This window comes from Ensifer sp. SL37 (genome assembly GCF_026672675.1).
GTDB lineage: Bacteria > Pseudomonadota > Alphaproteobacteria > Rhizobiales > Rhizobiaceae > Ensifer > Ensifer adhaerens.
In genome coordinates this window covers 548,658-564,232 of sequence record NZ_JAPPRN010000007.1, presented here as the reverse complement: position 1 = coordinate 564,232, position 15,575 = coordinate 548,658, and the positions used below count along the sequence as shown (strand labels likewise).

Sequence of the window (15,575 nt, the reverse complement as noted above, 5' to 3'; positions counted from 1 at the left end):
GCTCGAGATGCTGCGCTTCATCCTTTCGCGGATAGGAATGGCCGTTCCGACGGTTTTCCTCGTCGCCGTCGTCGTCTTCTTCCTGATACGCCTTGTTCCGGGCGACCCGGCAGCATTGCTGCTCGGCGACATTGCGTCGCCGGAAAGTGTCGCTGCCTTGCGCTCGGACCTTGGACTCGACAAGAACATCCTGACGCAGTTTGCGATCTGGCTGACCAGCGTCCTGCAGGGCGATTTCGGGACGTCGATCACTACGAAGGAGCCGGTGACCCATCTCATCATCGAGCGTTTCAAGGTCAGCGCCGCCATCGTCCTCGTTGCCGTCGCCCTTGCCTCGCTGGTCGCCGTTCCGGCCGGCTTCATCGCCGCCCTCCGCCAGAACTCCAGACTTGATTTCACCCTTGTGTCGATCGCCGCGTTGCTTCTGTCGATCCCGACCTTCTGGCTCGGTCTCGTCATTCTGCTCATCTTCGGCCTCAAGCTCGGATGGTTGCCGGTGGTCGGCTACGTCTCCGTCGCCGAAGACCCGAGCCGCGGGCTGCTCTATTTGCTGATGCCGATCCTCACGCTCTTCCTACACGAGATCGGCGTGCTTCTGCGCATGGCCCGCGCCTCGGCGCTCGAAGTTCTCAGGCTCGACTACATCACTCATGCGCGCGCCAAGGGCCTGCCCGAGCGAACGGTGCTGTGGCGCCATGTGTTCCCCAACGCCTTTGCGCCGACGCTGACGCTGATCGGCCTGGTGCTTGGCAACATGCTCGGCGGTATCGCCGTCGTCGAAACCGTGTTCACGATCCCGGGTCTCGGGCGGCTCCTCGTCGATGCGATCTTCGGCCGCGACTATCCGGTCATTCAGGGATGCCTGCTCTTCATCGCGGTCATCTACGTGCTGGTCAACCTGATCGTCGACCTGTGCTACCCGCTCTTTGATCCGCGAGTGAAAATCACATGAAGACCCTTTCTGCCAATGCGCTGGTTGGCGGCCTGTTCGTCGGCGCCTTCGTGATCGTCGCCTGCCTGGGCTCCGTCTGGACGCCCTATGATCCGATGGCGCTCGACATGAAGGCACGCCTCGCCGGCCCCTCGGCCCGGCATCTGCTCGGCGCCGACGAATTCGGACGCGACGTGCTTTCCCGCTTGATGCTCGGCGCGTCGGCAAGCGGCATCGTCAGCCTTGCCACGGTCGCGATCGCAACTGTGCTCGGCACCGCGCTTGGCGCCATCTCAGGCTATGTCGGCGGTTGGACCGATCGGGTGCTCGTCGCCGTCACCAATGCCCTGCTCGCCTTTCCCGGCATCCTGCTTGCGCTTGGGCTGCTTGCGATCTTCGGCGCCAACAAATTCGGCATCGTGCTGGCGCTTGGCATTGCCTACACGCCGTCCGTAGCAAGGATCGTTCGGGGCACAGTGCTTTCGTTGCGGGAGAAGGAATTCATTGACGCCTCCCGGATTGCAGGCGATTCCGAGATCTACACGCTGCTGCGCCATATCCTGCCGAATTGCATCGCGCCGCTGACGGTCCTGACAACGTCGATGTTCGGGTGGACACTTTTATCTGAAAGCGCGCTTTCCTTCCTCGGCCTCGGCGTGCCGCCACCGGCCCCGACCTGGGGCAACATGCTGGCCGCTGCCCGCCCCTACCTCGCCCAGGCGACCTGGCTTGCAATCTTTCCGGGCCTTTGCATCTCCGTTGCGTTGCTCGGGATCAATCTGCTTGGCGATGCGCTGCGGGATAGGCTCGATCCGAAAATGAGAGGCACGCAATGACCCAGCTAGCACTCCTGACCGTCGAGCAACTCGTGCTCGGCACCTCGGCTGCGATGGCACCACCCGTCGTCGATTGCGTCAGCCTCAGTCTTCGCGCTGGCGAACGCATTGGCATCGTCGGCGAATCCGGTTCGGGCAAGTCGATGTTGATGCGCGCTGTCATCGGCCTTCTGCCGCCCGGGATCGTCAGGCGCGGGGGCTGCGTCCGGTTTGCCGGCCGCGATATGAGCGGGCTTGCGCCGGACGACCTGCGTAAGCTGCGCGGCAAGAGCATCGGGCTCATCTTCCAGGAGCCGATGACCTCGCTCAATCCGGCGCTCACCATCGGCCGCCAGATGGAGGAAGGTCTGGCGCTGCACACGACAATGGACGCGTCAGCGCGTCAAAGCGCAATCCTGGCGATGCTGAAACGTGTCGGCATTGCCGATCCGGACGCAGCCGTCCGTGCCTTCCCGCATGAGTTTTCCGGTGGCATGCGGCAGCGCATCATGATTGCCTCCGTCATGCTGCTCGAACCGGCGCTCTTGATCGCGGACGAGCCGACGACCGCACTCGACGCCGTCGTGCAACGTGACGTGCTGGAACTGCTGCATGCGCTGGTCGAAGAGAAAGGCACCGCGATGGTGCTGATCAGCCACGACATGGCGATGGTGGCGCAATATACCGATCGCGTGCTGGTCATGCAGAAGGGTGTCTGCGTCGAGGAAGGGACAACGGCCGAACTCCTCCGCATGCCGCGGCACGACTACACCCGGAAACTTCTTTCGGCCCTGCCGCGCCGCGCGCCGGCGCGTGCAGTCGCACCGAATGCTCCGCTCGCCAGCGTCAGAAATATGAAGCTTGCCTACGGCAGCGGCACGGGCGCAAAGCCTGTCTTGCATGGCATCGATCTCGATATCCATCCTGGAGAGATCGTCGCGCTGGTCGGGGGGTCCGGCTCCGGGAAGACGACGCTTGGCCGCATCATCGCCGGGCTGCTGCAACCGGATGAGGGCACGCTTACCTTCCGCGGACAGGTGGTCAATCGCAAAAGCAGCGGCTTCGCCGACTACCGCGCCAATTGCCAGATGGTGTTTCAGGATCCCTACTCTTCGCTCGATCCGCGCATGCGGATCCGCGACATCGTGGCAGCGCCGCTCCGGCACGAAAAATCGATGCGCGCCGCAGACCGCCGTGCGCGGGTCGATGAGGTGCTCGCCGAAGTGGGTCTCGCTCCGCAATTCGCCGAGCGATTTCCGCATCAACTCTCCGGTGGGCAAAGGCAACGTGCCGCCATCGCCCGCGCGCTTGCTCGCTGGCCCGACCTTGTCATCGCCGACGAGGCGGTCTCAGCGCTCGACCTGACCGTAAAGGCCCAGATCCTCACCCTTTTGAGCAAACTGCAGCGAGAACAAGGTTTTGCATGCCTCTTCATCTCCCATGACCTGGGCGTCGTAGAGCAGATCGCCGATAGAGTTGTGGTCATGCACAAGGGCGTTATCGAAGAACAGGGCAGCCGCGACGAGATCTTCGACCGCCCATCCTCGGCCTATACGCGCAAGCTCCTGTCTGCCGTACCGATGCTGACCCCGGCGGCCGGCGGAGGCATCGATCTCGTCTGGCGCGCCGCTTGACGGGAGCTGCTCGCGCCACAAAAACTTAAGTCGTCGCGCCTGGCGCCTTCGGCTTGGGACCCGGTGGCCGCATCGCTTTCCAGTCAAGGTCGCCTGGCCAGGCGACCTGTTCCCCATTGACCTGATCCTACGGCATCGCGCTCAAAGCGGCGAACTTCATTCAGTAAAGGGTTTCCCATGGCTCACTACCCAGACATCCTGCTTCATATCGACGGCGCCTGGCGGCCGGCGCGTTCCGGCAAGACCATTCCCGTCATCGACCCGGCCAACGAGGAAACGATCGGCCAGGTGGCGTGGGCCGAAGTGGAAGACCTCAATGAGGCGCTTGCGGCCGCCGAGAAGGGCTTCAAGACGTGGCGGGCAACCTCCGCCTTCGACCGCGCCCAGGTGATGCGGTCGGCAGCCGCCCTGCTGCGCGAACGGGCCGGCGACATCGCCTTTCTGATGACGCGCGAGCAAGGCAAGCCGCTTGCCCAGTCGAAGGGCGAGATCCTTGGCGCCGCCGACATCATCGAGTGGTTCGCCGAAGAGGGAAAGCGGGCCTACGGCCAGATCATTCCGCCGCGCGCACCCGATGTCACCCAGATGACCGTCAAGCTGCCGGTCGGTCCGGTTGCCGCCTTCACGCCCTGGAACTTCCCGATCAACCAGGTGGTGCGCAAGCTGTCGGCGGCGCTGACCACCGGATGCTCGATCATCGTCAAGGCGCCCGAGGAAACACCGGCGTCGCCGGCCGAACTCATCCGCTGCTTCGTCGATGCCGGGCTTCCGGCCGGCGTCGTCAACCTTGTCTACGGCGTGCCCTCGGTCATCTCGGAATACCTGATCGCCCATCCGGTGATCCGCAAGATGTCGTTTACCGGCTCGACCCCGGTCGGCAAGATGCTGGCGGCCCTCGCCGGCCAGCACATGAAGCGCGCGACGATGGAACTGGGCGGGCATGCGCCTGTCATCGTCACCGATGATGCCGATGTCGAACGCGCCGTCGCCATCATGTCCGCCAGCAAGTACCGCAATGCCGGCCAGGTCTGCGTGTCGCCGACCCGCTTCCTCGTGCAGGAGCGCGTCGCCGATCAGTTCCTCGACGGCTTCGTCGCCGCCTCGAAGACGATCAAGGTCGGCAACGGTCTCGAAGCCGGCGTCGACATGGGGCCGCTTGCCAACGAGCGGCGCATCCCGGCGATCGAAAGCCTGGTTGCCGACGCGCTCGAGCATGGTGCCCGATTGGCGACCGGCGGCCATCGCATCGGCAACCGCGGCTACTTCTTCGAGCCGACGGTTCTGGCGGACGTGCCGCTTTCCGCCCGGATCATGAACGACGAGCCGTTCGGTCCGGTCTCGATCATCAATCGCTTCCATGATCTCGACGAGGCGATCAACGAGGCCAATCGTCTGCCCTTCGGTCTTGCGGCCTATGCCTTCACCGGATCGGAGCGCAGCGCCCACCGCCTGGCAAGCGAGGTCGAAAGCGGAATGATTTCGATCAACCATCTGGGTCTGGCGCTCCCCGAAGTCCCCTTCGGCGGCATCAAGGATTCCGGCTACGGCACCGAGGGCGGCTCCGAAGCGATCGAGGCCTATCTGGAAACACGCTTCGTCACGCGAAAGAGCGTCTGACGCCGCAGCAGGTGAAACGTGGTCTGAGGAGCGACGTCCTCTTGCGGTCTTCCGTGGATACAGTGGCGAATTTTCCACAACCCTGACGGTTTCAGTCCTTGGACAACGAGGTATGGCTCGTGAGGGATAGAAGTTCGACTTTGCACAACGTCATTCGAAGTGGCAGGCATGACCTTGCGGCACTAGATAATTGAGCATCGCTGCCTTGATGGTGGAGGAGAGAAAGCCGTAGTGGCCGGCTCGCATCGAAAGCATGGTGGCCGCAGTAGGACGAAGGACAGCAGGCATTGTCGACATCCCGCGTTCGCGTCATCGATCTGGAAACGGCCGGCAACGGACCGAACGACGTCTGCGAAATCGGGTGGCAGGACGTGGTCCTTGAAGACAATGGACGGTGGGTCGTCAACGACGAACGCGGCGCATTGATGGTCAATCCGGGGCGGCCGATTTCGCCCGACACGATGGCCATCCATCATATTCTCGACGAGCAAGTCGCCGGCGCGCCCTACTGGAAAAATGTGGCGCCAGAAGTGTTGCATCCGCACGGCGGGATCGACGCGTTGGCCGCACATCGTGCAGCCTTCGAACAACGGTATTGCACGCCTCGTCTCACCGGCGGCTTGCCCTGGATCTGTACCTGGAAGTGCGCCCTACGGATTTGGCCCGATCTGCCACGATTTTCCAACCAGATGCTCCGCTACCAGCGTATGCCGGAAGGGCTCGTTCACGAGATAGGTCTTCCGGCCCATCGAGGCATGCCGGATGCCTACGTGACGGCCCATCATCTGCGCGATCTGTTGAACGCTGCATCGCTCGATCAGTTGCTGGCGTGGAGTGCCGAGCCGGGCTTGTTGCCGCGCGTGCCCTCCGGGCCTGATCGTGGGAAGGGCTGGGATCGCCTTAGTACGGAGACGCTCACCGAATTTCTTCGCGATAGAGATAGCGACATCCGCTTCAGCGCCCAGACCGAGTTGCAAAGGCGCGGTGAATTCGAACCTACCGCTGCCGACGAGCCAGTGCAGCAAACCTTGCTATGACTGGAACTGTGCGTCGCGCATGCGCCGAATGAAGGGCGGCACCAGGGTGGCGCTCGGCGAACGCGGTGATCTGCCTTGGTGAAGTACTCTACTCAGCATCGACAGGAATTGCCTTGAAGACACGCAAACCGCTTATCCTCACAGCCCGGATCGCGGAGATCGATCTTGAGATCTTCGATCGCCTTCGAAACGCGCATTTCCCGTCGGAGCGAAACTTCCTCCGCGCTCACCTCACGATGTTTCATCGTTTACCGGGCGAACACCTCGAGCGGATCGTTGGAGAATTGCAGGCCGCGGCCACCAAGCGTGACCAGATCCGCGCGCAGGCAGCCAGTGTTCGCCATCTCGGCGCGGGTGTGGCGTTCACGATCAGAAGTCTTGAGCTTGAAGACCTTTATGCAGAACTAAAGCGCGCTTTCATGCCATGGCTGGGCGGTCAGGACATGCAGAGGTGGCAGCCGCATATCACCGTCCAGAACAGGGTTTCGCGGTCAGCCGCAGACACCTTGCACCGGCAACTGACACACGATTTCAAACCACGATCGTTGACGCTGGAGGGCCTGGATCTGTGGAGATATCTAGGCGGACCTTGGCAGCTCGAACGAGCGGTCTGTTTCGAGATCTCCGCTCTCCGTACAGCGCCATTGGCCGGCTCAGCGGCGATCGTTGACGATCATCGCTGAGCCACATGGGCGGACAGATGCTTTATCCGCGCGCTTATGACCAACAGGGTCGGGGCACAGAGACCTCGAAAGAAGACTGTGGGTCGCACCAGGAAGAGACCGCCTACCCGTCACATCGCGCGGAGGCGTACATCGATGACGGATGCGATGCCGAACTCGCTCAACTCTCCGAGCATCGTTCTGACCGGGTCTCGGTCAGGAAGATGGCGAACGCTGTGGCGGGCAGTGCGAGGCCGATCATGGAGGCGAGCCACCATCCACCAGAGGCAAATGCCCAGGCACCCAGGGCAGAGCCAATGGCGCCGCCGGTGAAGAAGATTGCCATGAACAAGCCGTTGAGCCGGCTGCGCAAGTCCGCGCCGAGTTCGTAAATCGAGCGCTGCCCCGTCACCAACGTCATGGTGACGCCGAAGTCGAGCAGGATTGCAGCAAGCGTTAAAAATGTGAGCGCAAAGGTCGAACCTTCAGAGATTTGCGTCATCAGAAAAGCGGCCGCGACACTGACAAGGCCGAATGCCGTTGCCGGCCGCACCAATCCCTTGTCAGAAAGGCGCCCAGCGATGGGCGAAGCAATTGCGCCCGCAACACCGGCCAGGGCGAAAAGCGCAATGCCATTATGACCCAACCCAAAGCTGGGCCCGGCAAGATAAAGCGGCGTCACGGTCCAGAAGAGGCTAAATGCGGCGAACTGACAGGCCTGATAGGCGGCGCGCCGCTGCAGGACCGGCTGCGTCGCGAGAAGCTGGGCCATCGACTTGAGCAGCTGGCCGTAGCTCAATCGACCCGCCGCAGGCATGCGGGTCGGCAATTGCGTCCATAGAAGGGCTCCAAGCCCGACCATAACGATCGCGGAAACATAAAACACGGTATGCCAGGAGCTGACGCCGGCAATTAATCCGGCAATCGGCCGCGCCATCATGATCCCAACCATCAAACCGCTCATGATATTGCCAACGACGCGACCCCGAACGGCATCCGGTGCAAGGTTGGCAGCGAACGGCACGATCATCTGGACAGCAACCGAGCCAAGCCCGATGGCGAGCGAAGCGGTGAGAAAGGGTCCAGGTGTGGTGGAGAGCCCGGCCGCGATCAGGGCAAGAGTAACCAGGCTGATCATGGTCACAATCAACCGACGATTTTCCAGGAGATCACCCAGTGGCACGAGGAGCAGCAACCCAAGGCCGTAGCCGATCTGGGTCACGGTTACGATCAAGCCTGTTGCCTCAGCCGGTAGGCCGATATCGAGTGCGATCGGCCCGGCGAGTGGCTGGGTATAATAGAGGTTGGCGGCAATCAGGCCGCACGCGGCGGCCATCAGAAAAGTCATGCCGGCGGAGAGACCGGCCGGGCGCTGCGACTGGGCGAGGGAAGCTGGAGTTGTCATGGAATGTGCCTTGGGAGAAAGGAGGCGGGCGGGTTGATCAGTCGAGAATGCGCAAGATTGCTTCACCGGAAGGGAGCAGCTGGTTCTCCAGCTCTCCGGTCTTGCCGGCGATACGCACGCCCTGCAGATAGGAAAATAGCGCAAGCGCGGTACTCGCGGGATCGGCGTCATGGCGAATTGAACCATCTAACTGGCCATCGCGAATGAAACCTTCGAGCCGCGTGACGAGCTTGCGATTGTGTCCTGCGACCCTGGCGGCGATCTCGGCATCGGACAGAACCAGTTCCACGGCGGCACCGATGGCCAGGCAACCACGCCTGCCGGTCTCACCACAGGCGGACATGGCATAGAAACTGACGACGCAGGCAACCTTTTCGCGACCGGTGGAGGCTGAAGACAATGCCTGTTCCAGAAGGTCAGCTCGGACCTGCTTATAGCGGTCGTAGGCAGCGACGAAGACGTCACGCTTGTCCTGAAACGCCTTGTATAGGCTGCCGGCAGTCAGTCCCATTTCGGCTTTCAGTTCTGCGATGGAGGTTCCGTGATAGCCCCTCTCCGAAAATATGCGGATCGCCGCATCCAGAGCTTGGGTCATGTCGAACTCGCGGGGGCGCCCGACGGAGCGATGGGAGTTTCTTTCGGAATTCATCTGACGGCCTATTAGGAAACGATCGTTCCCTAATAGGCCGTCAAGGAGATTTGGTCAAGCCGCTTATCTATCGGCATCTATTGGAAAGACGAGTGGCGCGAGCTTAGATCGAACCCGTTGCAGTTGATGATGCCCCATATTACGCTTGGTATCGAGCACATTGGCTGACAGGAGCTGCAGCGCTGGTTCAGAGCGCAGACAAGTTGTCTGTGGGCATTCCACCGTGAATAAGCAAGCCGTCGATCTCCAGGCATTCATGTCCACGGCGTCGACGGAAGCACCTGAGGGCGATCGATCGCAAGAGCCCATGCCGGGGAGTTTCAGACTACATCCTGCTCATCGTGACAGTTCCTGAGCAACCGCTGCCCGCCCCGGTCCCCTTGAACCTGCCTTTCCCTTTGTCGTTCTTTATCATGCCGGTGAGGATGTTGCCGCCCTTGCGGCCTTTATGGACGAATGTGAGGGTCATATTAATAGTCCCATTCCTCGCGACTTTCCCCGCAAGCCCCGAGCTGGAGGATACAACGCCGTCATTTACCAGGATGGACGTTGAAAGCTCACGCCAATCACCGCAGTCCGTCGTCGCGTGCCTCGTTAGCTTCCACACGCCATTGAACACGCTCAAACCAGCCGCCACGCAACGATTTCGGCGGACTTCCAGTCCGTTGCCACAGACGAGGGGGCAGACACGGCCACCGGCCGCCTTCAGACTATTCACGAGCTCCTCGGTGGGGGTGAGCGAGGCAAGCTTGATCCCCTTGCGTTCGGCATAGGCTTGCAGCGCCTTCTGACTGCCGCTACCCCATTTGCCGTCCACCTGCTCAAGGCATCCGACACGCACCAGTTCCCTTTGGGTGATCAGTGTGAGCTCACCGGCACTCATTTGGCTGGTCGGATCGCTTGATCCCTTCAAGCCTGGTGTGGTCTGCTCAAGTTTAGCAAGTTCGGGTGGCACGCCGGTGACCTTCGGCAGGGCGGCACGCTTGAGGTCGCCCTGCCCCAGTTCAGCCGTCTCCCGTTCCTTATCCCGCGCTTCAATCGCTGCGATTTTCAGTTTCGCAAGCGTGACGAAGGCGCCGCTTGGGTATTGCTGAAGGTAGGCTTCAAAAAGTTCCTCTCGGTCGCGTCCTTGATGGAATTCCAAAAAGACAGCTCCACACTTCTGTCGGTGTCCGATATGACCACCGCCGAGTTCGTTGGCGTCTCGGAGATTTTCGCCGGGTTCAGCACAACCGGGCCCGTCAGTGAGGAACTATCCCAGGGAATCTGCTTACCGCCGGTGACCTGCAAAACGGCGCGAGGTGTTGAAGCAAGGCCGACGTAAAAGGGGAGTTTTGCCCGGCGCCGTCAAGGGCGACGTTTCCCGGCTGCGTGGCGAACGCAATCAGCGACCCCACACCAGTATCGAGCTTGGCCAGGCCTCGACCGACGACCACGGACCGTGTTCCGAGCGACCGGGCCAAAGTCGTAGCGAGCGGATTGTCACGGCAAGCGTCGAGGAAAACCAGATTGACCTTGGCGTTGCGCTCCATGGCAGCAAGCACGAGTTCTATCGGTAGCGCCTCGAAGTCTAGATCATTGTTCGATTTCAGCTGCGCGTCGATCGGGATGATATAATTGCCACCGTTCACCTGCAGCCCGTGACCGGCATAGAAAAAAAGCGCCACGTCTGCGCCTTCGACCTTGCCGACGAACTCTCGGATCACTCCCCGCATTCCCGTCAGATCGAGGTCCCGACCCGTTACCACCACGAAGCCCAGTGCTGTCAATTTCGACGCCATGTCGCCGGCATCATTTTGCGGGTTCGCGAGCTGAGGTGCGTGTCTATAGGCGGAGTTCCCAATGACCAGCGCGACGCGCTTTTCGGCCCAGACGGGGGAGCCCACAAAAAAGAGCAAGAGCAAGACAGCGGCACGAAGGGAATTCATGAAGCAGCTCCACCACTCCGATCCCGAGCCGAGCGTTTGACAGCCACAGCGCGCAACCGTTGCCGTCACTTCATCGGAGCGGCCCAAAAAGGCCGCGACGGGAACATCAAGAATGATCCTGCCGGAAGATGTAGTCAATCGACGTCGGAAAGCAGATGAGATCAACAATCGACGGTTGCTGGTCTAAAAAAGAGCCTCCTGATCGTATGATTACTCCAAACTGCCCACATGGAAAAATGGATAATCCTGACTGCTCGTAAATATCCATCCGTACTAGTTCAGAATGACTAAAGACCGAGTGGCTCCCACTACTGTAGATTTAGAATCTACTTAATTTCGAAGGAGCGAACATGGTGAGGATCTTTCTCCTGCTTACAGCGCTGGCCGTCCCGTTGGTCGCAATCGCTGATGATGAAACTGACCGTGCACAGGCCGGTGGATTACAATTCCGCGCGCTGAAGAAGTGCGTACGAAAGGCGCCCGTGGGCGAGTTCGATAGAAAATGCGACATTCCAGCAGTCGGGTGGCCAGGGGCTGAAGGACTTTGGCTGCCTAGTGTCTCTCAAGGTGTCGGCTGAACAATCTGTTTAGCACGTCCACGTGCTTCGTCGCCTTTCGGGGGAAGCATTTCCAGACAAATAGCACTCGACTTGGATCCGTCCGACGAATTGGCTCACCAGGGCTGCCCTATCCGCCATGGGCCGGCCCTCGCACCGCCGCACGACCGGCGCTCCCCGGATGTGCCGACTTGAAGGGTTGCGGTGGTTCCGTCGACAGCGCCTCCCGGATGGCGTCCGTGATCGCAGAAACGACAAAGTCCGCCTGCGTTTCCTCAACGAGGAACTTCCCGGCTTCGTGTTCGTCCACGTCCTGCCATAGGACGATGCCGACCCGCGCTCCAGGAGCCAGTCGCTTCAGGCGACGGACAAGGAATTTGGCGTGGCGCATGGATTCTCGATCGAGAACAGTGAGAACGATGGCATGCCGACCTTCTGTCGGCAGCTCCTTGATTTTTTGCGGCCTGAGAGCTTCATGGCTGAAGTAATTGACGTCCGCGCCTTGTACCCGCAGAACCTGCAGGAGCATCATCGCCGTGACATCATCGAGCGCACTTCGCCCTCCTAGGCAAAGCACGGATCGCCCTTCACCAGGAGGGAGTTCATAATCGTTCTCTTTTTCATCGGTGTCGCGGTCGGGATCTTCGCTTTTGTCTTCGTCTTCCTCTTCAACCGCGATCTCCTCGAGGTTGGCAACCAGTGTGCCTGCACTTTCGGCAACCCGTGCTCCTTGCTCTTCCGTCAAGGCACCACGCATACGGTCACTTTCGGCCAGAAGCAGCGCGGGAATGGCAACCGTGTTGTAAAATTCGACGAGGTACATTTCCTCAAGCATCTCCTCTGCATTATCCGTTGCTTCGTCCGGGTCTCCCGCCAGCAACCGTTGGTAAAGGCGCTCTTTCGGATTGAGGACGGGCTCATTGCCCAACAGAATTTCGAGGAATTCGAACTGCCGGACGTGACGGCCAAGCACAACCAGGCAGACGGTGAGCGGGGTCGACAGTATCAGTCCAACCGGGCCCCAGAGCCAGGCCCAGAAGATGGCAGCAACAATGATCGCAAGGGGAGACAGTCCTGTGCGAGACCCATATAGCAAGGGCTCGACAACGTTGTTGCTTAACAGTTCAAGAGCAATGAAGAGCCCAAGCGTCAGAACCACCAAGCTCCAGCCCGGAGCTGCTGCGAACGCGAGAAACAGGGGCAACGCAGCAGCAATCACCGGGCCGATATAGGGCACGAAGCGCAGCATGATCGCGAGCATCCCCCACAAAAGTGCGTTTGGAATCCCTAAAAACCAAAGGCCAATCGCGAGCGGCACCCCATAGGTGATGTTGACGACAAGTTGCATGAGCAAATACTGGCCCACACGAGCGCCCGCATCTTGGAGTGCCTCGGTCGTTCGATGAAGATCGCCATACCCGACAAGCCGAATGAATCGGTCACGCAGATCCTCTCGCTCGAACAGCATGAAGATGACGACAACGATGACGAGGCCAGCGGTTGCCAAGGGACCTAGGAGCGGATTGATGACGCTCATCAGGATTTCGATCGGGCGCTGCGGCGAAAATATCTCTACCAGAAGCGGCTTCGGTTCAGGCGCGGTCGCGGGCGACACAGCCACATCTTTTTCAGGTCGGCTGAGCTCGACGCTGATCCGCTCCATCACCCGACTCAGTCGATCGAGTATCTGGCTGTCCGATCCAGCCTCTTTTAGAGATCGGACCTTCTCGACAATATTTGACTGGTATCTCGGCACATCCCGCGCGACCTCGCTGATTTGCAGCGCCACCAGGGCGCCAAATGCGCTGAGGAACAGGAAAGCCATCGTCACTGTTCCGATAACCGCGACCGAGCGAGGGCAGCCGGCGCGGCGCAGCCTTGAGACAACGGGTGCAAGAGCAAACGTCAAAAGGATGGCAATCGCCAAAGGAAGGAAGACATCCCTGGCAATGTAGAGCACCGCCACCGTTGCAGCAATTGCTGCAAGCGTTGGCAGTTTCGAAGTCTCTGCAGCGGCCCGCGACAAGGTCAGCGGATGCAATTCGACGGCCATATTGACCGGTTCTTTCCCACTCTTGCGCGAAAATCTCAGCATCGAACCTCCCGGGACCTTCCAGGCGTACCCCTTCTGGTCTCCAATTGCGAACCCTCCGGCCCGGTGGTTCTCAAGCTACGGGCAGGCGTCATCCATCCATAGGCACTGCCGATCAGCACCAACCAAACTGATAATATTAGAACGGACGCACAAATAAGCCAGACGGCGAGGTCCCGATGCCAAAGGCCAACCTGGCCTGGAACGTTGCAGGACTTGTCGACACCGGCTCACCCGAGTGGCAATGGTCGGGGTGATGATGCGCGGGTCGCGGTGGAATTGTAGCCCCATTTGAGTAAGCGCCTAAGCATTGATCACCAATTTCAGACGTGTTGGTATCCGCTCTCAATCGAGGGAGCGTTATGTTTGACGATGAGATCGAAATCGAGTGCCCCGAGTGCGGCCACGAAAACGGGACACCGGTCGACCGAGTGAGGGACGACGAGCACGTCCCCTGTGAAAGGTGCGGAAGCGCCATCGCGCTGGGCCGACGGAAACATTTGCTCATCATCGAGCACGTCACTAAGAACATCGCGAAACTCAGGCGCTCGCTCGCCAAGTTCAGGCAAAGCTCTCCCGCTGCCCGCCGGAGGCCCCGAGGAAAGTCGTAGATGGGACTGCGTCCCTTCGCGCTTTGAAGGCTCCCGTGATTTCAAACGCGTCGGATGGCCCAGCCGTCTCGCGCGCACCCTTCAACGATGATGGCGCGGAGCCGGGAACAACAGGAAAGTCGCACGCGTTTTAGCGAAAGCTTGAGGATAGCTTGATGCGCTCTACTGCGGATCCAAGGAGGTCCGTTATGGCAAAGCATCCAAGATACGTATCGCCGAAACAGACGGGCTTGTACCCGGATCGAGATCTGGACTGTCAGATGGCAATGGAAGATGTTTTCCAATCGGTCGCCGAATATGGCGAGGCGGCCGGCTGGAGCGAGCGCGAGGTCGCCGACGCGTTGATTGAACTGGCGCACAACCGGTGGTTCATGCTGGATGCCAAGGAGAAGATGTTCGAGGAAGGGGCCGGCGTCATCATTCGCAAGGATAGGACCTCCCCACTCCACTGAGCTACTCGGCCTCCATCTTGGCGACGAGGAGAAAATTAAGCGGGAACGGGACCGATTTCATCGCGGGCGGTTTCTAGGGCGGGGCCGCTGTATTCCATCCTGCCGGCCCACGCAGACAACGCACTCTCATCGCCCTCAGGCGCCTTTCGGGGCGATTTCTTTTGGCATCAATAAATTAGCAACCCGACAAGGAACAAGGTCTGCATCGGTGAGTTGAGACTCCGAGAAGGAGTTTGCTTATGATTTTTATACGACCTGAATTCGATTGCCGGGGCGGCGGAGGGGCTGACGTCTCAGGGCTGATCGCCTCGATCAAATACGCTCTGGCTTCCGAAGCGCCCTTCGATACGCAAAATCTCTGCTTCAGAGTGCTCGGAACATCCGTCGTCATCGAGGGTCAGGTCAGCCATAGCGGTGGTGACGATTTTGTCCGCCGTATCGCCGAGGATATTGCCGGGGCTGACCGGGTCCTCGTGCGCGTCGGTTGTCCTCGAAGCAACGGACTTTCGACGATCGGCGAAAGCATACGCAAGGAGAACGGTGATGCCCAACACAGGCGGTAATAGCGAGAGCCTCGCGAATAGGCTGACAGCACACGGACGCGAACCGACCGATTTCCCCGACGATAGCCCGCTCGGCAAGGGCGATTTGCGCGAACCGCGCGAGCCAGTGCCGGAATTTGACGAACCCGATGACGAAGACGATCTCGACGAGATCGAGGAAATAGAGCTCGAAAGCATCTTTGATCCGGACAGATACGATCCCGACGACGACTTTCCTCCTCCGGGATAGCAATGGTCTGGTCCAACTTTTCGGAAGAGAAGATGGAACCTGTTCGAGGCATCTGCGTTTTCGCTTTGTGGAACCCTGAGCCCCCGATCAGGGTGACGCCTTCACCATCCCTCCGGAAGTGAAGCCCCGATAAGCCAATGGCCTCGTCGCCGCCCGACGGGGCCATTCCGTTTCATGGCCCTCAATTCGGGGGTGCATTTTCGCTCCTGGGGACCACAATGGGGCTCGTCGGAGGCGCACGCACTTCCTGAGGTTGCCCAACTTTGCACCATCAAGGGCAAAACGGGGAGATTGGTCGCCTGCGTTACGAAACTTTCATTTTATCATCATGCAGATTGTCACGGACTGTCACACGCAACTGTTAGCAAGCGCCCCGGCTTCATCGTGCCACCG

14 protein-coding genes are annotated in these 15,575 nt (G+C 60.3%); 8 read left to right on the top strand and 6 right to left on the bottom strand.

Going from position 1 to position 15,575, the window contains the following annotated elements; genetic code table 11:
* Positions 1-7: 7 nt before the first annotated feature.
* From OVA00_RS34945 to OVA00_RS34920, 6 genes are all read left to right on the top strand, one after another.
* Entirely contained in the window at positions 8-952 is a 945-nt protein-coding gene (locus OVA00_RS34945) for an ABC transporter permease (protein ID WP_268090687.1), read from the top strand.
* Positions 949-1,767 carry an ABC transporter permease gene (locus OVA00_RS34940; RefSeq protein WP_060518987.1) on the top strand — a complete coding sequence of 273 codons (819 nt, stop codon included), beginning with the start codon at positions 949-951 and terminating at the stop codon, positions 1,765-1,767. The genes OVA00_RS34945 and OVA00_RS34940 overlap by 4 nt, the downstream gene beginning before the upstream one ends.
* Positions 1,764-3,380 carry a dipeptide ABC transporter ATP-binding protein gene (locus OVA00_RS34935; protein WP_442780585.1) on the top strand — a complete coding sequence of 539 codons (1,617 nt, stop codon included), beginning with the start codon at positions 1,764-1,766 and terminating at the stop codon, positions 3,378-3,380. The genes OVA00_RS34940 and OVA00_RS34935 overlap by 4 nt, the downstream gene beginning before the upstream one ends.
* A gap of 177 nt (positions 3,381-3,557) precedes the next feature.
* Positions 3,558-4,997, top strand: coding sequence for an NAD-dependent succinate-semialdehyde dehydrogenase (locus tag OVA00_RS34930; protein ID WP_034805416.1), 1,440 nt, complete (start codon positions 3,558-3,560; stop codon positions 4,995-4,997).
* A gap of 287 nt (positions 4,998-5,284) precedes the next feature.
* On the top strand, positions 5,285-6,034 hold the full coding sequence (locus tag OVA00_RS34925) for an exonuclease domain-containing protein (protein ID WP_060521192.1): 750 nt from the start codon (positions 5,285-5,287) through the stop codon (positions 6,032-6,034).
* A 65-nt stretch (positions 6,035-6,099) separates the two neighbouring features.
* Entirely contained in the window at positions 6,100-6,717 is a 618-nt protein-coding gene (locus tag OVA00_RS34920; RefSeq protein ID WP_234852799.1) for a 2'-5' RNA ligase family protein, read from the top strand.
* Between the two features lie 160 nt (positions 6,718-6,877).
* On the opposite strand, the gene OVA00_RS34915 is transcribed toward OVA00_RS34920, so the two are convergent.
* The 5 genes from OVA00_RS34915 to OVA00_RS34895 form a co-directional block, all read right to left on the bottom strand.
* Complete coding sequence (locus tag OVA00_RS34915) at positions 6,878-8,101, bottom strand: MFS transporter (protein WP_034791853.1); 1,224 nt, start codon at positions 8,099-8,101, stop codon at positions 6,878-6,880.
* Between the two features lie 37 nt (positions 8,102-8,138).
* Entirely contained in the window at positions 8,139-8,750 is a 612-nt protein-coding gene (locus OVA00_RS34910; protein ID WP_060521193.1) for a TetR/AcrR family transcriptional regulator, read from the bottom strand.
* Between the two features lie 325 nt (positions 8,751-9,075).
* On the bottom strand, positions 9,076-9,894 hold the full coding sequence (locus OVA00_RS34905; RefSeq protein WP_268090686.1) for a hypothetical protein: 819 nt from the start codon (positions 9,892-9,894) through the stop codon (positions 9,076-9,078).
* 97 nt (positions 9,895-9,991) lie between these two features.
* Positions 9,992-10,678, bottom strand: a complete 687-nt coding sequence (locus tag OVA00_RS34900) for a caspase family protein (protein WP_268090685.1) — start codon at positions 10,676-10,678, stop codon at positions 9,992-9,994.
* A 687-nt stretch (positions 10,679-11,365) separates the two neighbouring features.
* Positions 11,366-13,330 carry an AI-2E family transporter gene (locus OVA00_RS34895; protein WP_112772699.1) on the bottom strand — a complete coding sequence of 655 codons (1,965 nt, stop codon included), beginning with the start codon at positions 13,328-13,330 and terminating at the stop codon, positions 11,366-11,368.
* A gap of 868 nt (positions 13,331-14,198) precedes the next feature.
* Between OVA00_RS34895 and OVA00_RS34890 the strand changes: the two genes are divergently transcribed.
* Entirely contained in the window at positions 14,199-14,390 is a 192-nt protein-coding gene (locus tag OVA00_RS34890; RefSeq protein ID WP_143106271.1) for a hypothetical protein, read from the top strand.
* 293 nt (positions 14,391-14,683) lie between these two features.
* Here the strand turns inward: OVA00_RS34890 and OVA00_RS34885 are convergent, their stop codons facing one another.
* Positions 14,684-14,941 (bottom strand): hypothetical protein, encoded by a 258-nt coding sequence (locus tag OVA00_RS34885; protein WP_268090683.1) that lies wholly within the window; start codon positions 14,939-14,941, stop codon positions 14,684-14,686.
* Between OVA00_RS34885 and OVA00_RS34880 the strand changes: the two genes are divergently transcribed.
* Positions 14,934-15,182, top strand: a complete 249-nt coding sequence (locus OVA00_RS34880) for a hypothetical protein (protein WP_060521197.1) — start codon at positions 14,934-14,936, stop codon at positions 15,180-15,182. The genes OVA00_RS34885 and OVA00_RS34880 overlap by 8 nt on opposite strands.
* Positions 15,183-15,575: the final 393 nt, after the last annotated feature.

Excerpts from the sequence above, each read along its gene's own strand:
- OVA00_RS34935 (WP_442780585.1), top strand. The coding sequence starts at position 1,764 with ATGACCCAGCTAGCACTCCTGACCGTCGAGCAACTCGTGCTCGGCACC.
- OVA00_RS34880 (WP_060521197.1), top strand. The coding sequence starts at position 14,934 with ATGCCCAACACAGGCGGTAATAGCGAGAGCCTCGCGAATAGGCTGACA.
- OVA00_RS34895 (WP_112772699.1), bottom strand. The coding sequence starts at position 13,330 with ATGCTGAGATTTTCGCGCAAGAGTGGGAAAGAACCGGTCAATATGGCC.
- OVA00_RS34890 (WP_143106271.1), top strand. The coding sequence starts at position 14,199 with ATGGCAATGGAAGATGTTTTCCAATCGGTCGCCGAATATGGCGAGGCG.
- OVA00_RS34900 (WP_268090685.1), bottom strand. The coding sequence starts at position 10,678 with ATGAATTCCCTTCGTGCCGCTGTCTTGCTCTTGCTCTTTTTTGTGGGC.
- OVA00_RS34915 (WP_034791853.1), bottom strand. The coding sequence starts at position 8,101 with ATGACAACTCCAGCTTCCCTCGCCCAGTCGCAGCGCCCGGCCGGTCTC.
- OVA00_RS34930 (WP_034805416.1), top strand. The coding sequence starts at position 3,558 with ATGGCTCACTACCCAGACATCCTGCTTCATATCGACGGCGCCTGGCGG.
- OVA00_RS34940 (WP_060518987.1), top strand. The coding sequence starts at position 949 with ATGAAGACCCTTTCTGCCAATGCGCTGGTTGGCGGCCTGTTCGTCGGC.
- OVA00_RS34945 (WP_268090687.1), top strand. The coding sequence starts at position 8 with ATGCTGCGCTTCATCCTTTCGCGGATAGGAATGGCCGTTCCGACGGTT.
- OVA00_RS34910 (WP_060521193.1), bottom strand. The coding sequence starts at position 8,750 with ATGAATTCCGAAAGAAACTCCCATCGCTCCGTCGGGCGCCCCCGCGAG.